At 44.5% G+C, this 17,057-nt stretch carries 21 protein-coding genes; 17 read left to right on the top strand and 4 right to left on the bottom strand.

Going from position 1 to position 17,057, the window contains the following annotated elements; all coding sequences use genetic code 11:
• Window positions 1-24: 24 nt before the first annotated feature.
• Window positions 25-1,251 (bottom strand): sodium/glutamate symporter, encoded by a 1,227-nt coding sequence (gene gltS, locus QWZ07_RS05870; protein ID WP_004732723.1) that lies wholly within the window; start codon window positions 1,249-1,251, stop codon window positions 25-27.
• A gap of 316 nt (window positions 1,252-1,567) precedes the next feature.
• Window positions 1,568-1,924, bottom strand: coding sequence for a YibL family ribosome-associated protein (locus QWZ07_RS05865; RefSeq protein WP_010432454.1), 357 nt, complete (start codon window positions 1,922-1,924; stop codon window positions 1,568-1,570).
• 210 nt (window positions 1,925-2,134) lie between these two features.
• Between QWZ07_RS05865 and QWZ07_RS05860 the strand changes: the two genes are divergently transcribed.
• Window positions 2,135-2,944, top strand: coding sequence for a DUF4344 domain-containing metallopeptidase (locus tag QWZ07_RS05860; protein WP_192852387.1), 810 nt, complete (start codon window positions 2,135-2,137; stop codon window positions 2,942-2,944).
• A gap of 109 nt (window positions 2,945-3,053) precedes the next feature.
• Here QWZ07_RS05860 and QWZ07_RS05855 read toward each other — a convergent pair whose 3' ends face one another.
• Entirely contained in the window at window positions 3,054-3,440 is a 387-nt protein-coding gene (locus QWZ07_RS05855) for a tautomerase family protein (RefSeq protein WP_009846092.1), read from the bottom strand.
• Between the two features lie 310 nt (window positions 3,441-3,750).
• On the opposite strand from QWZ07_RS05855, the gene QWZ07_RS05850 reads away from it, so the two are divergent.
• The 16 genes from QWZ07_RS05850 (at window position 3,751) to QWZ07_RS05775 (ending at window position 16,425) form a co-directional block, all read left to right on the top strand.
• Entirely contained in the window at window positions 3,751-4,371 is a 621-nt protein-coding gene (locus QWZ07_RS05850; RefSeq protein ID WP_017100713.1) for an LON peptidase substrate-binding domain-containing protein, read from the top strand.
• Between the two features lie 110 nt (window positions 4,372-4,481).
• Complete coding sequence (locus QWZ07_RS05845; protein ID WP_009846090.1) at window positions 4,482-5,129, top strand: sigma-70 family RNA polymerase sigma factor; 648 nt, start codon at window positions 4,482-4,484, stop codon at window positions 5,127-5,129.
• Window positions 5,122-5,811, top strand: a complete 690-nt coding sequence (locus tag QWZ07_RS05840) for a ChrR family anti-sigma-E factor (protein WP_192852386.1) — start codon at window positions 5,122-5,124, stop codon at window positions 5,809-5,811. The genes QWZ07_RS05845 and QWZ07_RS05840 overlap by 8 nt, the downstream gene beginning before the upstream one ends.
• Window positions 5,812-5,955: 144 nt before the next feature.
• Entirely contained in the window at window positions 5,956-6,903 is a 948-nt protein-coding gene (locus QWZ07_RS05835) for a YbgA family protein (protein ID WP_017106740.1), read from the top strand.
• Complete coding sequence (phrB, locus tag QWZ07_RS05830; RefSeq protein WP_192852385.1) at window positions 6,900-8,360, top strand: deoxyribodipyrimidine photo-lyase; 1,461 nt, start codon at window positions 6,900-6,902, stop codon at window positions 8,358-8,360. Before QWZ07_RS05835 ends, phrB begins: the two co-directional genes overlap by 4 nt.
• A gap of 14 nt (window positions 8,361-8,374) precedes the next feature.
• Window positions 8,375-8,806: a nuclear transport factor 2 family protein gene (locus tag QWZ07_RS05825; protein ID WP_017085002.1), complete on the top strand. Its 432-nt coding sequence runs from the start codon at window positions 8,375-8,377 to the stop codon at window positions 8,804-8,806.
• Complete coding sequence (locus tag QWZ07_RS05820; RefSeq protein ID WP_192852384.1) at window positions 8,806-9,537, top strand: SDR family NAD(P)-dependent oxidoreductase; 732 nt, start codon at window positions 8,806-8,808, stop codon at window positions 9,535-9,537. The genes QWZ07_RS05825 and QWZ07_RS05820 overlap by 1 nt, the downstream gene beginning before the upstream one ends.
• Before the next feature lie 2 nt (window positions 9,538-9,539).
• On the top strand, window positions 9,540-10,811 hold the full coding sequence (locus tag QWZ07_RS05815; protein WP_192852383.1) for an NAD(P)/FAD-dependent oxidoreductase: 1,272 nt from the start codon (window positions 9,540-9,542) through the stop codon (window positions 10,809-10,811).
• The gene (locus QWZ07_RS05810) at window positions 10,808-11,623 is read left to right on the top strand and encodes a DUF1365 domain-containing protein (protein WP_192852382.1); all 816 of its coding nucleotides are present in this window, start codon (window positions 10,808-10,810) and stop codon (window positions 11,621-11,623) included. Before QWZ07_RS05815 ends, QWZ07_RS05810 begins: the two co-directional genes overlap by 4 nt.
• Before the next feature lie 100 nt (window positions 11,624-11,723).
• The gene (locus tag QWZ07_RS05805; protein WP_192852381.1) at window positions 11,724-13,004 is read left to right on the top strand and encodes an SAM-dependent methyltransferase; all 1,281 of its coding nucleotides are present in this window, start codon (window positions 11,724-11,726) and stop codon (window positions 13,002-13,004) included.
• Window positions 12,982-13,503, top strand: coding sequence for a DUF2878 domain-containing protein (locus QWZ07_RS05800; RefSeq protein WP_192852380.1), 522 nt, complete (start codon window positions 12,982-12,984; stop codon window positions 13,501-13,503). The genes QWZ07_RS05805 and QWZ07_RS05800 overlap by 23 nt, the downstream gene beginning before the upstream one ends.
• A 3-nt stretch (window positions 13,504-13,506) precedes the next feature.
• On the top strand, window positions 13,507-14,094 hold the full coding sequence (locus QWZ07_RS05795) for a chalcone isomerase family protein (protein ID WP_192852379.1): 588 nt from the start codon (window positions 13,507-13,509) through the stop codon (window positions 14,092-14,094).
• Window positions 14,091-14,633, top strand: coding sequence for a DUF3833 domain-containing protein (locus QWZ07_RS05790; RefSeq protein WP_192852378.1), 543 nt, complete (start codon window positions 14,091-14,093; stop codon window positions 14,631-14,633). The genes QWZ07_RS05795 and QWZ07_RS05790 overlap by 4 nt, the downstream gene beginning before the upstream one ends.
• A gap of 295 nt (window positions 14,634-14,928) precedes the next feature.
• Window positions 14,929-15,192, top strand: coding sequence for a hypothetical protein (locus tag QWZ07_RS05785; RefSeq protein WP_017098840.1), 264 nt, complete (start codon window positions 14,929-14,931; stop codon window positions 15,190-15,192).
• Window positions 15,193-15,397: 205 nt separating this feature from the next.
• Complete coding sequence (locus QWZ07_RS05780; protein WP_192852377.1) at window positions 15,398-16,072, top strand: SDR family NAD(P)-dependent oxidoreductase; 675 nt, start codon at window positions 15,398-15,400, stop codon at window positions 16,070-16,072.
• Window positions 16,073-16,185: 113 nt separating this feature from the next.
• Complete coding sequence (locus QWZ07_RS05775) at window positions 16,186-16,425, top strand: RNA recognition motif domain-containing protein (protein WP_009846076.1); 240 nt, start codon at window positions 16,186-16,188, stop codon at window positions 16,423-16,425.
• 163 nt (window positions 16,426-16,588) lie between these two features.
• Here QWZ07_RS05775 and QWZ07_RS05770 read toward each other — a convergent pair whose 3' ends face one another.
• Window positions 16,589-16,933 carry a ribosome recycling factor family protein gene (locus tag QWZ07_RS05770; protein WP_104211309.1) on the bottom strand — a complete coding sequence of 115 codons (345 nt, stop codon included), beginning with the start codon at window positions 16,931-16,933 and terminating at the stop codon, window positions 16,589-16,591.
• Window positions 16,934-17,057: the final 124 nt, after the last annotated feature.

Genomic DNA, 17,057 nt, shown 5'->3' with positions numbered 1-17,057 from the left:
TACTTCGTTATTGGTGCGTTCGCATTATCCAATAAACGAGATGTAACCTTGTAGGATAATCAGGTTAACGATATCGATAAAGAAGGCACCAACAATTGGCACAACCATGAAGGCTTGTGGCGACGGACCGAATCGGTTCACCAAAGAACCCATGTTCATTACCGCTGTTGGGGTTGCACCTAGGCCGAAACCACAGTGACCACCCGCCATAACCGCTGCGTCGTAGTTAGAACCCATTACTTTGAACGTCACAAAGTAAGAGAAGATCCCCAACACCACAGCCTGAACCGCAAGGATAACCAAGAACGGAATCGCAAGGTCAAAGATGTTCCAAAGCTTAAGGCTCATTAGCGCCATGGCTAGGAACAGTGACAATGATACGGTACCAAGAATATCAACCGTTTCGCTGTCCGTCTTATGCAGTTTAGTCACTTCAAAAACGTTAGTGATGAACACACCGATAAACAACGCGTAAACGAAGTCAGGAATCATCAACCAAGAAATTTCAAAAGTCGCCACCCACTCTTCTAGGTATTTCGCCCCCGAGATACAGATAAGAAGAATGAACAATACTTCAATCACCTTCTTCGCTGTTACTTTGTCTTCTTCATACTCGTTGTAAGTAACAAGCTCAGGAAAACGCTCGTGGGTTTGTGTGCCAGTGCCGTACTCAGATTCAAGCTGGTTTTTATCAATCAACTTTTGAGCGACTGGGCTACCGATAATACCACCGATAATCAAACCAAATGTCGCTGAAGCCATCGCGATTTCTAGAGTATTGGCAATGCCAAACGTGTCTGAAAAAGTTTGAGACCAAGCTGCGCCCGTACCGTGCCCACCCGAAAGCGTGATAGATCCAGCAATCAAACCCATCAAGGGTTCAAGGCCTAATGCCGTCGCAAGTGTTACACCTACACCGTTTTGGATAATGATGTAAACCGAAGCCACCCCTAAGAATAGGAATACCTTAGCACCACCTTTTATCAGCTGCGTGTAGTTAGCTGCAAGGCCGACCGTTGCAAAGAACATCAACATAAACGTGTTCTGCAGGGGCAAGGAAAACTCAAGATCAAGGCCGTTAAAGTGCAGGGCTGTAATAGCAAAAGCGACAATCAAGCCGCCGACAATGGGCTCTGGAATATTGTACTTTTTGAGAACCGGAAGCTTTGCATTGACGAAATGACCTAGAAACAAAACACTAATCGCGATTAGGAAGGATTCTAGTGGTCCAATTGAAATTAATTGATTCATATAACCTCTATTTTTTTACGTTCTCATCTTCCTTAATGAGTCTAGTTTTATCTGTAATTATTTGTGGTGCTCTACCTATATTTATACAAACTGGAGAGAAATTGTAGATTCGAAAAGCGAACACATTACTGCGTTCACTTGGTGTCATGTTAGTGACACGTTAACTTTTATAGGAGATAAAAGGATTTGTGACAACAATCACCTCCAAAAAGTTGGTAACGGCGCGAGTATCCTTGCCGCTGACTCTGCTTTTTTAATACCTAAAAAAGCAAAAAGGAGCTATTGCTAGCTCCTCTTTCATCACCATCACTGGTAATTAGAATTTTTTCGGTGCGTAACCCGTCATAACTTCAATGCGAAGCTCTTTACCAATTTTGGTCATCGGGTGAACAATCACGAGCCCTTTTACAGACTTCTTAAGTTTACCCATATCCGCTTGCTCAGCTTTTGTGATTTCACGGCTAAATGGCATATCAATCAGCGATTTACGCTCTTGATTCACATCAAAGCTTTCTTTGTGTTTAAGCTGTGCAATTTTCTTAGTTAGCTTCTTAATCTCGTCTTCAAATTGACGAACAACAGGACGATCATTACGAGTTTTAGCAGCCGCTAACTTGTTGCGACACTTGTCTAGACGGTTGTTAATTTGTTGAAGTTCGTTTTTAACACTCATAATAATTTCCTAAGATTAAGCAAGCCAATTCGGATTGGGGCGCGGAGTATAGCACAAGGGTTTACTTGAACCGAAATTTATCTGACAAATAGCCCTTAGAATGAAACATGATCTAAACTGACAATCAATCGCTCACCACTTAAGAGCTATTCATTCTAGGAAATATGGTTCACCATGAGATGGCTATTCACCCGATTATAAGGAGGTACGATGACATTATTGAAACAAACACTGACCTACAGCCTAGTCCTTGGTTCTGTGTTTGCCACGACTTATGCGTCCAGTGAAACATCCATTGATAATACGCTCCCCAACAACCTTATTGTCGAGTATGCACCACCTCAAACTGAACAAGAAAAACAGCTCAAACAAGAGATTGAACTCAGTGGCATCAACGACACCGTCATTGACCTCTCCAACCAACTGTTGATGTTTAACCAGCCTTTGGTGATTCAATACGGCGGTGATGAAGGCCCACTCTACGATCCGCAAACGCATCACGTACTTATCCCATACAGTTTTTACGCTGAATCACTCGCTTACTTCGAGAAGAACCAATACGAAAAAGAGTACGGAAAATCGGCACAAACGGGTGCCATCGATACCTTGCTTCATACGCTGCTGCACGAAGCGGGGCACGGCTATATCGAAGATCAAAAGATCGCCATTCTCGGTAAAGAAGAAGATGCCGTAGATAACCTCGCAACAGTCTTGCTGCTCAACTACGTGGAACATGGCGGTGATGCCGCAATAAGTGCAGCCGATATGTTTGCCTTTGAGTCAGAAGACCGCCCGGAGTATTACGACTTGGGGGAATACATTGATGAACACAGCTTCGATCTCCAACGCTACTTCTCAACCCTATGCCTTGTGTACGGCAGCGACCCTGAAGCTTATAAAAACTTGCTTGATGAAGTGGAAAACGACTATTTAAAAGATAGGAAAGAGTTCTGTATTGAGCACTTTGATGTGATCACTGGGAATTGGCACCAATACTTAAAAGAGAGTGATGAAGGTTAATAGAATAGATCGATACAAGAGACCTCTATAACGGAATCACTCTACAACAAAATAGAATCAAGTTAGCGGCTCAAACACCTAGCTCTGAAGCCGCTATCACGCGATTTACCTAAACTTTGACTTTGTACTTAAGATCTTGGGCTTCATCACCAGTCATGCCTCGAAAGCCCCAGCAATGCGATGGCTGCTCCTTGATGGTGATCTCGATATCAATGGGAGAGATAGACAGCTGCTTTTCTATTTCAGAAAATATCTTCTTAATCAGGCGCTTTTTGGTATTCACCGCTCGCCCTTCCATCATATTGATTTCTATTACGGTATAAGCTTCTGTTCGCCCTTCGGGATAAAAGAAATCATCTCTTTCTAATGGTACAAACCGATGCGCTCGTTTGTCATCAGGTAACCCCATCTCACTGTTCAAACATTGTTGTAAGACATTAGAAAGCTGTAACTTAATCGGATTTAAGCACTCTTTGATACCATAAATAACGATCATGACCATTCCTTTGATGTGATGTCAGGTAAAGAAGAACTAAGAGATAAGCAACGTAAGATAAGCGTGTCACTTGTTATCTGCCCATTGACTAATTCTTAACCCATATTACCTAATGACGTAAGTTAAAAAAGGTTAAACCGATTAAATTGCGAATAAACGCGACAAAAAACCATGTCTCACTCTCTCTAGCTTCCTGTTCAATACATCACCCCACATTGATCGAACTTCAACGAGCACGCGTATACATCTCTGAATTACGTACGAATCAAATCCGTACAGACTCAATCATGTATGAACTAAGGAGTGCTATGTGCCGAATTCAGCTGAGAAGATCACACGGATAGAAACCGAATCAGAAACACCCGTAGAGACTTCTCAAGAGCTTGCGGTGTTTCCTCTCCCGTTATTCATTTTGCCAAGGGGCAGACAAAGACTGCGTATTTTCGAACCCAAGTATTTGAAAATGGTCGCTCATGCTGCACAGGGAGACGGCTTCATCATTGCGACTCAGGACAATACCAACTCCGAACGTCTGAGTTCTTGGGGGACAAAAGTGTCTATTGTGGATTTCAATATGTCCGATGATCAAATCTTGGAAATCGACGTTGAAGGCGAACAGTTGGTGCAGCTTCACTCGTCCTTTCGCGACACAGATGATTTAATAAAAAGTGATTTCCGCCCTTTACCTCACTGGCCACAGCACAGCTATAAGGTGCCGAACGTGGTGACTGCGTTTCTTGTCGAGTTGTTTCGAGAACACGATTCAATCAGAGCACTTTACCCCACTCCTGACTTTGAAAGCCCTCAATGGATCTGTGCTCGACTCCTCGAAATGATGCCTATCCCATTGGAAAAGAAAACCAAATTCACAGAACCCGCTAGTTTTCCGTCTTTAGTTCCCTTTTTGAATCAAATCATTACAGGGCAATAAGCACTTTTATTCACTATAATTTTGTATAGTAGAAATTAATTTAAAATAAAGTGATCCCTACTCTCACTCTTCACGTAGTGTCTATCAAATTCGCATGATGGTTAATTACTATGCAAGTGGAAAGCAGAAGAACAGGGAACGGCAAGGAGCATGTCATTATCCCCGACAACAAACTACCTACTGAAAGTAAGGTACCTACAGAGCTCTCAAGCTGGCTGATTTTGGTTGGTTCAGACAGAGACAAGCAAGCATTTACGTGTTTGTTTAAGTTCTTTGCTCCCAAAATTAAGCGTTTTGGCATCAGCAAGTTGGGTGGTGAAGCCGCTGCCAACGAACTAGTCCAAGACACGATGACCAACGTTTGGAAGAAAGCGCATCTCTATAACGAAGAGAAAGGCGCAGCGACCACTTGGGTATACACCGTGATGCGAAACGCTGCCTTCGACATGCTAAGAAAGGTAAAAGCGAAAGCAGAGCAAACCATCGCTGACGACATTTGGCCGATTGACGCCATGGTAGCCGAATCACAAAGTGATCAGCTTCAGTTTGGCGATCATTTAATGAGCCGTCATGTAATGACTCAAATTGAAAAGCTGCCTCTCGCTCAAAAAACCATTGTGAAAGGTGTCTACTTCCAAGAGTTATCGCAAGAGCAGCTCGCCCAACAACTCGATGTCCCGCTTGGAACTGTTAAATCACGTCTAAGACTCGCACTCGCCAAACTAAAAGTTCACATGGGGGAACAAGACCATGATTAAACATCACCCAAATGCGGCAATCTTGAAAGATTTTGTCGATGGCAATCTAGCGGATTCGGTTTCTCTGATTGTTTCTAGCCATGTAGAGCTTTGCGAACACTGCCAAAAACAAGTAAGCATGCTGACAGCGCAAGCCGCTGACTCAGTCTTTGAAAACGACACAGCAGGGCTAAAACTGTCTGACAGCGAAATGGATGCGTTCCTTTCTGACGATGGGGAGTTCGATTTTGATGCTATTGACCAGATCACAGCTGATTTGTCCCAGGCTGTCGAAGTTGTTGTTGAAGCTCAACAAGAGACTGTGTCTAACACAACCTTCACGATCCCTCGCGCACTTAATTCAGTCGTAAGAAAAGACTGGTTGAACTTGGGCAAGATTTCTCGCGCACGTCTCGATTTTGATGACGAATCACACCACACTAGCTTGCTACATATAGATAAAGACGGACAGGTGCCTTGTCACACTCATAAAGGCTTCGAGATCACGCTTCTTTTAGAAGGCAGCTTCGAAGATGAAATGGGCGTCTACAACAAAGGTGACTTCATCTGGTTAGATGGAGAACACACTCATCAGCCTGCGACCAAAGAAGGCTGTGTGTGTTTAACTGTTTCAAGCGATGCCTTGTACTTCACCAAAGGGGTGAGCCAATTGTTCAACCCACTGGGTAAATACATTTATTAGTTTTAAAAGATTTACCGGATACGTCACAAGACTCATAGAGTTGGCTAGAAAGAAAAGTAAAAACCGAACTAAAGTAATGTTTAATAAGCAATAAAACACACAATATAAGAATAACAACGAGCAATGAGCGTAAGGAATTGACCAATGGATAAAAAAATAAAAATAGGCATTAGTGCATGTGTCGCCGGTCATAAAGTTCGGTTCGATACTGGCCATAAGCGTTCTCGTTTTTGCACAGACGATCTTGCAGACTACGTAGAGCTTGAGCCAGTTTGTCCAGAGATGGGGGTTGGACTTCCAACGCCTCGTCCTACAATCCGTCAAACAAGAATGTTAGACGACATTATTCATGTTTCTCGACCTGATGGTTCTGGCGATGTCACCGATGAACTGATCGAGTTTGGGCAAAACTATTCAAAGAATAACCAACACATCGCAGGGTTCATTGTGTGTCAAAAAAGTCCAACCTGTGGCATGGAGCGAGTAAAGGTTTATCACCACCACGGGCGTGGTTCGGAGTCGACAGGCGTTGGCTTGTTCACTCAGCAAGTAATGCAAGGCAATCCCCTCCTTCCAGTAGAAGAGAATGGTCGCCTCAACGATCCAATTCTGCGTGAAAACTTTATGACTCGTGTTTTCACATATCAAAAGTGGCTCGATCTTGTTGATGAAGGTGTCACCAAACATAAGCTGATTCAATTTCACAGCGCTCACAAATATCTAGTGATGTGCCACCACATTGAAGGCTACAAGAGCCTAGGCAAACTTTTAGCGAGTAACGATTTAGAGATCGATGAGTTGGCTGAAAAGTACATCGAAGGTCTGATGACGGCGCTAATGCATCATGCAAATCGCGGCAGTCATGCCAACACTCTGCATCACTTGCAAGGTTACTTTAAGAAACAACTGAGCAGCGCTCACAAACAAGAGCTCACCAATCAGATTTCATCATTCAGAGAAGGGCTAGTTCCTCTGTTAGTACCACTAACGCTGATCAACCACTATCTGATGGAATACCCAAACGAGTACCTACAATCACAAGTTTATCTAAACCCGCACCCACAAGAACTTAAGCTGAGATACGGATATTGAGCGACATTCTATGGATAAGACGAGACCTGAGGATTCACGATAACCCAGCGCTCGTCTCTGCGGTTGAAAACGGCGTCTCTATCGCCGTTTTTATTTCAACCCCGCAGCAATGGCAACAACATCACCTTGCACCGATAAAGGCGGACTTCATTTATCGCCACCTAAAACAGTTCGAGTCACAACTCGCTGAATTCGGTATCACTCTGCTGCACCTCAAAGCCACAGACTTTAACGATCAAGCAACTCAGCTCATCAACTTGTGCAAACAGGTCGATGCGACATGTGTGTATGCCAATTCAGAGCCGGAAGTGGATGAGCAGTTAAGAGACAAACGCTTAATCGCTACTGGTATAAAGCTGAAAATAACCGACTGCGATACGATTCTGCCATTAGGTAGCGTGCTGAATAAACAAGGTGAGATGTTCAAGGTTTTCACACCTTTCAAAAACGCATGGTTAAAAGAAGTGCAAGCGAAAGGCATCATTTGTAGCCACGCTCCTGTGCATTCAAAAGGATCGGCACAAGCAGGATCTGCGCAAGCAGATTCATCTGAAACGGATTCGCTTCAGAATCCATCACAACTGAAACAATCGTTAAGTGGTTTTTCTGGCGAGTACGATTTCGACTTTCCGCGTACCGATTCAGAGCGTTGGCCACTAAGCCAAGACGTCCTTGAGAGCGTGATCCCCAATTTCTTAGCCAATAAAGTTAACGATTATTCTCGCCTTAGAGATATTCCATCGGTAAAAGGCACGTCTGGCCTTTCCCCTTACTTAACCATTGGCGCTGTGAGCCCACGATGGTTAGCGATTCAATTGATTCAACAACAGCCGGACTTGTTATTTGATACTCAGTTGCCAGCCTTTTCTTGGCTTAATGAATTGATTTGGCGAGATTTTTATAAGCATTTGATGTTCCACCATCCTAAACTGGTTAAAGGTGCGAACTTTCAGCAGAAATACAACGGCTTAGATTGGTATCACGATCACCCGAGCTTTAAGGCTTGGTGTGAGGGTAAGACAGGCTACCCATTAGTTGACGCAGCGATGCGTCAATTGGTTGAGACAGGCTGGATGCACAACAGGCTCAGAATGGTGGTGGCAAGCTTCCTAACCAAACACCTACTGATTGACTGGCGCTGGGGCGAACGCTTCTTTATGTCGCACCTTATCGATGGTGATTTCAGCGCGAATAATGGCGGTTGGCAATGGGCTTCAAGTACTGGCTGTGATGCTCAACCCTACTTTAGAATTTTCAATCCGATCACCCAGAGTGAAAAGTTTGATCCGAAAGGAATTTTTATTCGTAAGTACATACCAGAGCTGCAAAATATTCCTGACAAGCATGTGCATTTTCCACATGATTACATTGCAAAAAACGGAATTAACAGCGAATACTGGCAACCCATCGTTGAACACAAAGAAGCACGATTGAGAGCCTTAGCCTTTTTCAAATAATTAGAGTGAATATTATGGATAACTCTCTATGGCTTGATAACTTTCTCAACATGTATCGAGAACTCGGAACCGACAATTTCGACGTGCTAAAGACGGTTTATCACCCTGATATCGAATTCCAAGACCCACTGCATCATGTCAGTGGGATTGTCGCGTTAACTCATTACTTCGAGAACCTCTACACACAAGTCACTAGCTGTTACTTCCACATCGAACACACCTTTGAAGTGAAAGATGAAGCATCCGTTTATTGGACAATGCAATTCGCTCACAAACAACTCAACGGACAAAAGCCGATCGAAGTTCAAGGGCATAGTCATATTAAAATGTTGGACAACCAAGTGGTTTATCATCGCGATTATCTGGATGTGGGTTCGATGCTGTACGAGCACATCCCTGTATTAGGTTGCGCGATCAAATCCATCAAAAAAAGAGCGAGCCGATAATGCGTATTATGATCACAGGCGCGACCTCAGGTATCGGCCAATCACTCGCTATAGATTATGCTCAACAAGGGCATCAGGTGATTGCTTGCGGCCGTAATCAAGACAAACTGCAAGCCTTAGTTGATTATCACGAGACAGACCTATCGCACTCGTCAATTGACCCACTCTGTTTTGATTTGACCGATTATCACAATTTCCCAGCACTCGACCAAGATAAGCCGCTCGACCTACTGATTTTGAACGCGGGTGATTGTGAGTACATCGATGATCCTGTTAATTTCGACGCAGAATTGTTTGAGCGCGTCATCAACATCAATCTAATTTCAATTGGTTACGCCCTTAAAGCTTGGCTAAAAAACATCAAGCCCGGCGGTCGCTTGGTTTTGGTCAGTTCAAGCGCGAGCTTTCTACCATTGCCAAGAGCCGAAGCTTATGGCGCTTCAAAGGCTGCTCTCACCTACTTAGGTAGAACACTCTCAGTTGATCTCGCCGAGCACAACATTCATGTCTCAATTGTGCACCCAGGCTTTGTTGAAACACCATTAACCGAGCGAAACTCCTTCGCTATGCCTATGATTATTAGTAGCGAGGCTGCCACTCAACGAATCGTAAATGGTATTGCTCAAGGAAAGAGCGAGATCGATTTCCCGAGACGATTCATATTAATAATGAAATTACTAAGAATGCTACCGACTCCAGTTTGGCAAAAATTCGCTTCAAGGATGGTATAACAATGAAAAAAATCGCCATTATAGGTTCAGGTATCTCTGGACTGACTTGCGCACATGTATTAGATAAGCACCACGACGTTACGGTATTCGAGAAAAATGACTACGTCGGCGGGCACACTGCTACGGTTGATATTGAACACCGAGGCAAGGCGTTTTCAATTGATACTGGCTTCATCGTTTTCAACGACAGAACCTACCCAAACTTCAACCAATTGCTTGAGCAACTCGGTGTCGAAAGGCAACCTACGGAGATGAGCTTCAGCGTTCACAACACAACGACTAAGTTTGAATACAACGGCCACAGCATCAATTCGTTATTCGCTCAGAGGAGGAATATTTTCAAGCCTCAATTCTGGTCATTAGTGTCTGACATCCTCAAGTTCAATAAGCAGTGTAAAGCCCAGTTCGAAAGCAACCAATTCACACCGGATGTTACCCTTGGCAACTTCCTGCGCGAGAATCAATTTTCCGACTTTTTCAGTCAGCACTACATCTTGCCGATGGGTGCGGCTATTTGGTCGACAAGCTTAGAAGAGATGGAAGAATTCGAACTCAAGTTCTTTATCCAGTTCTTCTACAATCACGGCCTGTTAGACATTGCCAATCGTCCTCAATGGTATGTGATTCCGAAAGGTTCGCGTTCTTACGTCGAGATCATCCTTTCATGCTTGAATAAACCGGTCGCGTTAAACACCTCGATTAAGCAAGTCACTCGCCAACAGTCAGGGGTTACCATTGAATTCGAAGATGGCAACACACAAGACTTCGACGAGGTAATATTTGCGTGTCACTCAGACCAAGCCCTACGTTTGCTGGGCGACGCGACTGAACAAGAACAACAGGTACTAGGGGAGATCCCTTACAGCCGAAATGAGGTGGTTCTACACACGGATACCAACCTGTTACCCGACCGTAAACTGGCGTGGGCAAGCTGGAACTACATGCTTGATGGCAACAGCCAAAGACCTGCCTGTGTCACTTACAACATGAACATTCTGCAGGGCATTGAAAGCCAAGACACCTTCTGTGTAACCCTAAACCAAAGTGACGTGATAGCGCCTGATAAAATCATTCGTAGCTTTGTTTACCATCATCCGGTACTTAATTCGAACACGGTAGAAGCCCAACATAAGCGCGAGCAGATCTGCGGCAAAAACAACACCCACTTTGCAGGCGCGTACTGGTACAACGGCTTCCATGAAGACGGTGTCCACAGTGCACTCGATGTGACCAAGCGCTTTGGCCTAGATTTGATCACGAGCTCAGTACGATGAACACTCGCACCATGACACCCGACATGGGGCTCGCATCCGAAAAGAGTGAAGAGCTCAGCGGCATTTACTGGGGCAACGTACGCCACCGCCGCTTTGGCGATATTACTCATGAATTTAGCTACCAGTTGTACATGATGGGATTAGATCTCGATGAAATCCCTCAAACAACCACTCGCAGTCGCTTATTCGGTACTCAGTGGTACAACCCGATTCGCTTTGTCGAATCGGATTATCTCGCTGAAAAAAAAGAAAATGTCACGACTGATGAACCTAAATCACTTAAGCAACGTATAGCATCCAAAGTACAACAACTTGGTGGGGTTTGGTCTGTAACAAACCGTGTGACGATGCTGGCTCAGTGCCGTTGTTTAGGAATTTATTTCAGCCCAATTAACTGTTTTTTCTGTTACGACGAGACTGGTGATTGTCGCTATATGTTAGCCGAAGTGAGCAACACGCCTTGGCGAGAAAGACACTATTATCTCATCGACATGCACAAAGAGTTGAAAGTAAAAAAAGAGTTTCACGTTTCACCGTTCATGGATTTAGACATGAACTACTTGTGGAAAATAAAGCCACCAACGAAACGGACGTTAGTTCACATCGAGAGTCATCGTAGCGACAAGATTTTTGATGCCACACTAGCACTCTCAAAGCAGTCGGTAACAAAAGCAAACATTAGGAAAACGGTACTGCGGATCCCAGCAATGACAATCAAGGTTGTAATGGGTATCTATTTTCAGGCTCTCAAATTATTTCTGAAAAAAGTACCGTTTGTAGCGCATCCAGATTCAGCGTCTAAAACGCCTTAAAGATGTCTTAATTGAAGGCTTGGGTTGGCTTAACGAGACCAACACTTCTAACCCTCAGCCAGTAAAACTAAATTTAAAACAATTTCTCAGCGAGGTTTCCATGGAACAGCTTGCAAAACAAAACAACAACGTAGAACAACAAGCTAAAGCCGTTGCTGTTTCAAGCAACTGCAAATATCGAGCTCTGATTTTCAAGGTTCTAGAACGTCTGCAATTCGCAAAACTCGAAGTGATTGAACGTGACCAACATTCGGTGTTCGGAGACAGAGAAGCGACCTTAAGCGCTCAAATCGTTATTCATGACGCGAGCTTCTATCGAGATGTTGTGACGAGCGGCAGTATTGGTGCATCTGAGGCCTATATTGATGGAAAATGGACCAGCCCAGATCTCACCAAAGTGATACAAATCATGGCTCGAAATCAAGCACAGTTAGACGAGCTTGACGACAAGACGCAATGGATTTCACGAATCAAAAATTTACTGCTACGCCGTAAGAACGCCAACACCGAGCAAGGCTCCAAACGTAATATCCTCGCCCACTACGACATTGGTAACGAGCTGTATGAACGCTTCCTAGACAGTTCAATGCAATACTCTTCCGCTATCTACAGCGAAGATGCGTTAACCCTGTCGAAAGCACAACAGAACAAAATGAAAACCATCTGTGAGCGTTTAGAACTGTCTGAATCAGATAACGTGGTTGAGATAGGCACTGGCTGGGGCGGACTAGCGATATTTATTGCTCAGCACTACGGCTGCCACGTTACGACCACGACCATTTCAGATGCTCAGCACGAGCTGGCAGAACAGCGAGTCAAAGCGCTCGGCTTAACCGACAAAATCACCCTACTGAAAGAGGATTATCGCAACCTCTCTGGTGAGTATGACAAGTTGGTGTCTATCGAGATGATAGAAGCGGTCGGACATGAATATCTGCAAACCTTCTTTGAAAAGTGCTCTTCTCTGTTGAAGCCTTCAGGAAAAATGCTGATTCAAGCGATTACCATTGCCGACAGTCGTTATGATAAATACCGTAAAGGCGTCGACTTTATTCAGAAGTACATCTTCCCCGGTGGTTGTTTACCTTCGATTGCCGTGATGACTCAACATCTTGCCACCAGCACCGACCTTGTCGTCCAAGAAATTGATGACATTGGCCTTCACTACGCTCGAACACTCAACGACTGGAACATCGCCTTTGAAAACAGCTGGGAAGAGCTCGAATCATTAGGTTATTCAGAAGAGTTTAAACGCCTTTGGGTTTTCTACTTCTGTTACTGCGAAGGGGCATTCCTAGAGCGCGTGATCAGTACTCATCACCTTGTCGCAAGAAAACCTCGTTACTTTGGAGCAAAAGATGAAACGGTTTTGGATTATTAATCTCGTTCTGTTTCAAGCGACCTGGGTTTGCAGCGCATTCTTTACCGAGCAAGCCCCGTTCGTCACGCCATTGATCGTGGTAGTTCACTTCCTTCTCTCTCCAACTCGCAGTAGCGACTTGAAAATACTCGTCTTATTACCATTGGGGCTATTGCTTGATAGCCTCATGCTCCATTTCGGTATTTTTGCCGTCGACTCTGAAATTGCTAATCAATCTTGGTTCCCAGTTTGGCTCATTTGCCTGTGGATCATGTTCTTAATCAGTTTCAATCACAGCCTGAATTGGCTTTTAAAATGCTCAAAAGTGATCTTGTTTGTCATAGGGTTCGTAGCAGGTACTAGTAGTTATTGGGGAGGCATCAAAGCAGGCGCCCTTCTTACGACTTGGCCAGATGCATCGGTGCTCGCTGCCCTTGCAATAAGTTGGGGGATTTTGTTGCCCTTACTGGTGGCCGCTTACTCCAACTTAGTACAACCCAAAATGGCAACAACGAGGTGACTTATGGCTTTTCCACGCAACCCTACGCAAGCGTTCAAATCTGAGAGCGATAACAGTCGCGTTCGCACTCAAACAAGCGAGCAATCAATAAATCGACTGTTTAGCTTAGTCACCTTAACCCTCATTTGTGTGGCACTCCTGTTCACCGGAAATGCGAAGGCCTCCGCTGTAGATAATCTAAGCAAACGCGGCCAAGGTGAGATGAGCTACCTGTTTTGGACACTCTACTCAGCTGAATTCTACGCGACCCCAACCAATTCTGAACGCGCTTTAAAGCTTGAATATTACCGTGCGATTGACAGCAAAGACCTCGTTGATGCTACCCAAGATCAATGGAGCAAACTTGGTTACTCCAACAACAATATCCAACGTTGGTTGAAGCCTTTGTACGAGATGTGGCCTAACGTAGAAGCAGGAAGCACACTCACTATCCGCGTAACCGAAGACAACGTGAGTCGTTTTTATTTCGATGAGCAGCCTATCGGTATCATCCAAGACAAGCAGTTTGGTGACGCTTTCTTAGCGATTTGGTTATCTGAAAACACCTCTGAGCCCGGTCTACGCAAACAACTTTTAGGTTTGAATAAATGAATTCAAAAATAAAAATAACAAAATTCGCTCTAGCACTGCTCTCTCTCATTTGGCTGGCGGGTTGTGGTTCTGCCAATTTAGAGAACCACGCAGACACGACCCCAGAGCTAAAGCTGGAAACCTTCTTTGACGGTGAATTGATGGCCTACGGCATCGTGCTTGACCGCTCTGGTAACCTACTGCGCCGCTTTGATGCCAAGCTCATCGCTACTTGGGATGGAGACAACGGAGAAATCAAAGAGTGGTTTTCCTTTGCTGATGGCGAGCGTTCAACCCGCGTTTGGAACCTCATCAAAACCGGTGACAACACCTACACAGGCACCGCCAACGATGTCGTGGGCGCGGCATATGGAGAGACCCAAGGTTCAGCGCTTTACTGGAAATACGATTTGGAAATCGAAGTAGACGGTAGCACTTATGAAGTAGTGCTTGATGATTGGATGTTCTTGATGGACGACAAACGCCTGTTCAACAAAACCGAGATGTCTAAGTTCGGCTTTAAAGTCGGTGAAGTGATTTTGTATATCGAGAAACTTTAATTAACTGGCGTTTCTGATTAGCAGTTCCATCAGCAATAACCTCGATCCCAAAAGACAATCTCAGCCCACAATGTAATCTCAACCCACAACAGAAAATTGTGGGTTGTTCTGTTTAATCCCTCGAATAGCATACCTGTATGCTCAAACCTTTGTGCTAAGATGCGCCACCAGCATACAAATGGGCTAAACTCAGTTGAGCGAACGTGATACACAGTTCCACCAATTCAGAGCACTTCCCCATTGGTTTCGCTAAGCGTAGATCCCCTACCATGAATAATTGAAAAGGCTTTAAAGCATGAGCAAGTTGACCTCAGCGGAGCGTAAAGCTCGCGACAATGAACGTTTCTCACAACGTGTAAACGACCGCAGAGAAAAAGGCGAAGACGTAGTTGCTTACGCACTGACCAACAAGAAAGCTGTAAAATTCCTGACTAAGTCGGAAAAGAAACGCTTCAATGAAGCAAAAGTCATTCGCCAAGAAGAACAGCGAGTGAAAGATCAAGAAGAGCTCAACAGAATCGAAGACTCATTCACGACCAAACAGTTCGACGACGAGTAATCTGATTTTCAAAAGCGCTGGCCCTATGCCGGCGTTTTTACTTTTTAGTACTCCTTCTTTTTTCCTTCCTACTTACTTCACTTTCTCAAACCTCAATTCTATCGAGCAATCTTAGTCATTAGCCTCAGCATCTTGGTCTTAGATCTCAGAAAACAAGCTTTCAAAGCCTTACTATCTCGATTCAATTCAACAATCCCGAGTCCCCATGATTTTAATCACCGGATCAAGCAGCGGTTTAGGCGCAGCTTTAGCTAAGCAATATGCGAACACATCAAACAGCCGTCAGCGCTTAATGATCACTGGCCGCAGCTCACAACGTTTAGCTGAATTAGCGAAAAACCTGCCAGCAGATACCGTTAGCCAAACCTGTGATCTATGTGACCCGCACTCCGTGAGCGAACTGCTTGATGCATTGCCAGAAACACCAAAACTGGTGGTTCACAGCGCTGGCAGTGGATACTTCGGTAAGATAGAACAGCAAGATCCAGCGGCGATCAGTGACATGCTAAAAAACAATATCGAGTCCTCGATATTTCTGATTCGCGAGCTGGTTCAGCGTTACAAAGATCAACCCGTCACCATTGCAGTCGTGATGTCGACCGCGGCTCAAGGCGCGAAAGCAGAAGAGTCCACCTACTGCGCAGCAAAATGGGCAGTAAAAGGCTTTATCGAATCGGTAAGGTTAGAGCTCAAAGGTCATCCGATGAAAATCGTTGCGGTTTATCCCGGCGGAATGGCGACAGAGTTTTGGGGAACTAGCGGCAAAGCGATGGATACTTCAAGCTTTATGACAGCTCAAGAGGCTGCTCAGATGCTGCAACAGGCGTTAACCAGCACTGAGCATGGATTTGTATCAGATATAACGATAAACCGCGGTTAACGGCTAATGAGAGCATCGAACAGGTAAACAGAGCTATTCGAGCTAATTATTTGTGAGGGTGAGCATGAAAGTGTGCGACAATGCTCGGCGTAAATTCATATTCAAGGTTTATTATGAAACTTCTAGTTCGTAACCTATCGCGCTCTACTGCTGAGCAAGACATCCGTGTTCTATTTTCTGAGTTCGGCTCAGTAAAAGAGTGCAGCCTAGTTTTAGACCAAAACACTGGCGAATCTAAAGGCTTTGCATTTGTTGAAATGCCAGAGCACGAAGAAGCGAAAGCGGCACTAAACAAACTGAACATGTCAAAGCTTGGCAGCAACACGATTCGTGTAAAAGTCGCTAACTCTTAATTAGAGTAAACGCTTTATAAGCCACATGGCTTAGCTTAAGCAGCACAAGCACAGATGATAAAGCCCGTAACGATATTCCGCTGAAAAACGTAATATCGTTACGGGCTTTTTGCTGCTCGCGATTCTCTTTTCACAACACGACCGATTCACTTATCGTTTGCGCTTACAACCCTTCATATTCATCAATAGCAAGCCTTGCTTCTGCCATTGAACACCCTGATTCCATCACTAACTGCGCGACCGTCATCGAGGGCGTAGCGGCTAACAACGATGCCAAACACACCACAGGCTTAGGTAGTACTTTGTCTATTGCAGTTGCTATCCAATCGTCTTTTTCATGAGTTAACATGGTTTTAAATTCAATGAGTTGATGATCTTGAGCCACCAACAGCCAGTTGCGTGAACGCCGCACTCGCTTCAACTGGCATCCACACACAGTCGCATTCGCCATCACTTGGCTTTTATCACTCACACGATGTACAAAACTATTCAGTGGGACACTAAACATAACTCTCTGCCAACCAATCTATACCAATCATTCAAGCGCTCTCTAACTACCACTCAGCAACTCTAAATGCTCTATCAATAACTCAATAACTCAATAACTCAATAACTCAATAACTCAATAAAAT

This window comes from Vibrio lentus, assembly GCF_030409755.1.
Taxonomy (GTDB): domain Bacteria; phylum Pseudomonadota; class Gammaproteobacteria; order Enterobacterales; family Vibrionaceae; genus Vibrio; species Vibrio lentus.
Note: the sequence above shows the minus strand (reverse complement) of the source record. Positions and strands in the feature narration are given on the sequence as shown.

Bases quoted from the DNA above. Each gene is read 5' to 3' on its own strand.
- gltS (WP_004732723.1), bottom strand. From the start codon at position 1,251: ATGAATCAATTAATTTCAATTGGACCACTAGAATCCTTCCTAATCGCG.
- QWZ07_RS05865 (WP_010432454.1), bottom strand. From the start codon at position 1,924: ATGAGTGTTAAAAACGAACTTCAACAAATTAACAACCGTCTAGACAAG.
- QWZ07_RS05860 (WP_192852387.1), top strand. From the start codon at position 2,135: ATGACATTATTGAAACAAACACTGACCTACAGCCTAGTCCTTGGTTCT.
- QWZ07_RS05855 (WP_009846092.1), bottom strand. From the start codon at position 3,440: ATGATCGTTATTTATGGTATCAAAGAGTGCTTAAATCCGATTAAGTTA.
- QWZ07_RS05845 (WP_009846090.1), top strand. From the start codon at position 4,482: ATGCAAGTGGAAAGCAGAAGAACAGGGAACGGCAAGGAGCATGTCATT.
- QWZ07_RS05840 (WP_192852386.1), top strand. From the start codon at position 5,122: ATGATTAAACATCACCCAAATGCGGCAATCTTGAAAGATTTTGTCGAT.
- QWZ07_RS05835 (WP_017106740.1), top strand. From the start codon at position 5,956: ATGGATAAAAAAATAAAAATAGGCATTAGTGCATGTGTCGCCGGTCAT.
- QWZ07_RS05825 (WP_017085002.1), top strand. From the start codon at position 8,375: ATGGATAACTCTCTATGGCTTGATAACTTTCTCAACATGTATCGAGAA.
- QWZ07_RS05820 (WP_192852384.1), top strand. From the start codon at position 8,806: ATGCGTATTATGATCACAGGCGCGACCTCAGGTATCGGCCAATCACTC.
- QWZ07_RS05815 (WP_192852383.1), top strand. From the start codon at position 9,540: ATGAAAAAAATCGCCATTATAGGTTCAGGTATCTCTGGACTGACTTGC.
- QWZ07_RS05810 (WP_192852382.1), top strand. From the start codon at position 10,808: ATGAACACTCGCACCATGACACCCGACATGGGGCTCGCATCCGAAAAG.
- QWZ07_RS05805 (WP_192852381.1), top strand. From the start codon at position 11,724: ATGGAACAGCTTGCAAAACAAAACAACAACGTAGAACAACAAGCTAAA.
- QWZ07_RS05800 (WP_192852380.1), top strand. From the start codon at position 12,982: ATGAAACGGTTTTGGATTATTAATCTCGTTCTGTTTCAAGCGACCTGG.
- QWZ07_RS05795 (WP_192852379.1), top strand. From the start codon at position 13,507: ATGGCTTTTCCACGCAACCCTACGCAAGCGTTCAAATCTGAGAGCGAT.
- QWZ07_RS05790 (WP_192852378.1), top strand. From the start codon at position 14,091: ATGAATTCAAAAATAAAAATAACAAAATTCGCTCTAGCACTGCTCTCT.
- QWZ07_RS05785 (WP_017098840.1), top strand. From the start codon at position 14,929: ATGAGCAAGTTGACCTCAGCGGAGCGTAAAGCTCGCGACAATGAACGT.
- QWZ07_RS05780 (WP_192852377.1), top strand. From the start codon at position 15,398: ATGATTTTAATCACCGGATCAAGCAGCGGTTTAGGCGCAGCTTTAGCT.
- QWZ07_RS05775 (WP_009846076.1), top strand. From the start codon at position 16,186: ATGAAACTTCTAGTTCGTAACCTATCGCGCTCTACTGCTGAGCAAGAC.
- QWZ07_RS05770 (WP_104211309.1), bottom strand. From the start codon at position 16,933: ATGTTTAGTGTCCCACTGAATAGTTTTGTACATCGTGTGAGTGATAAA.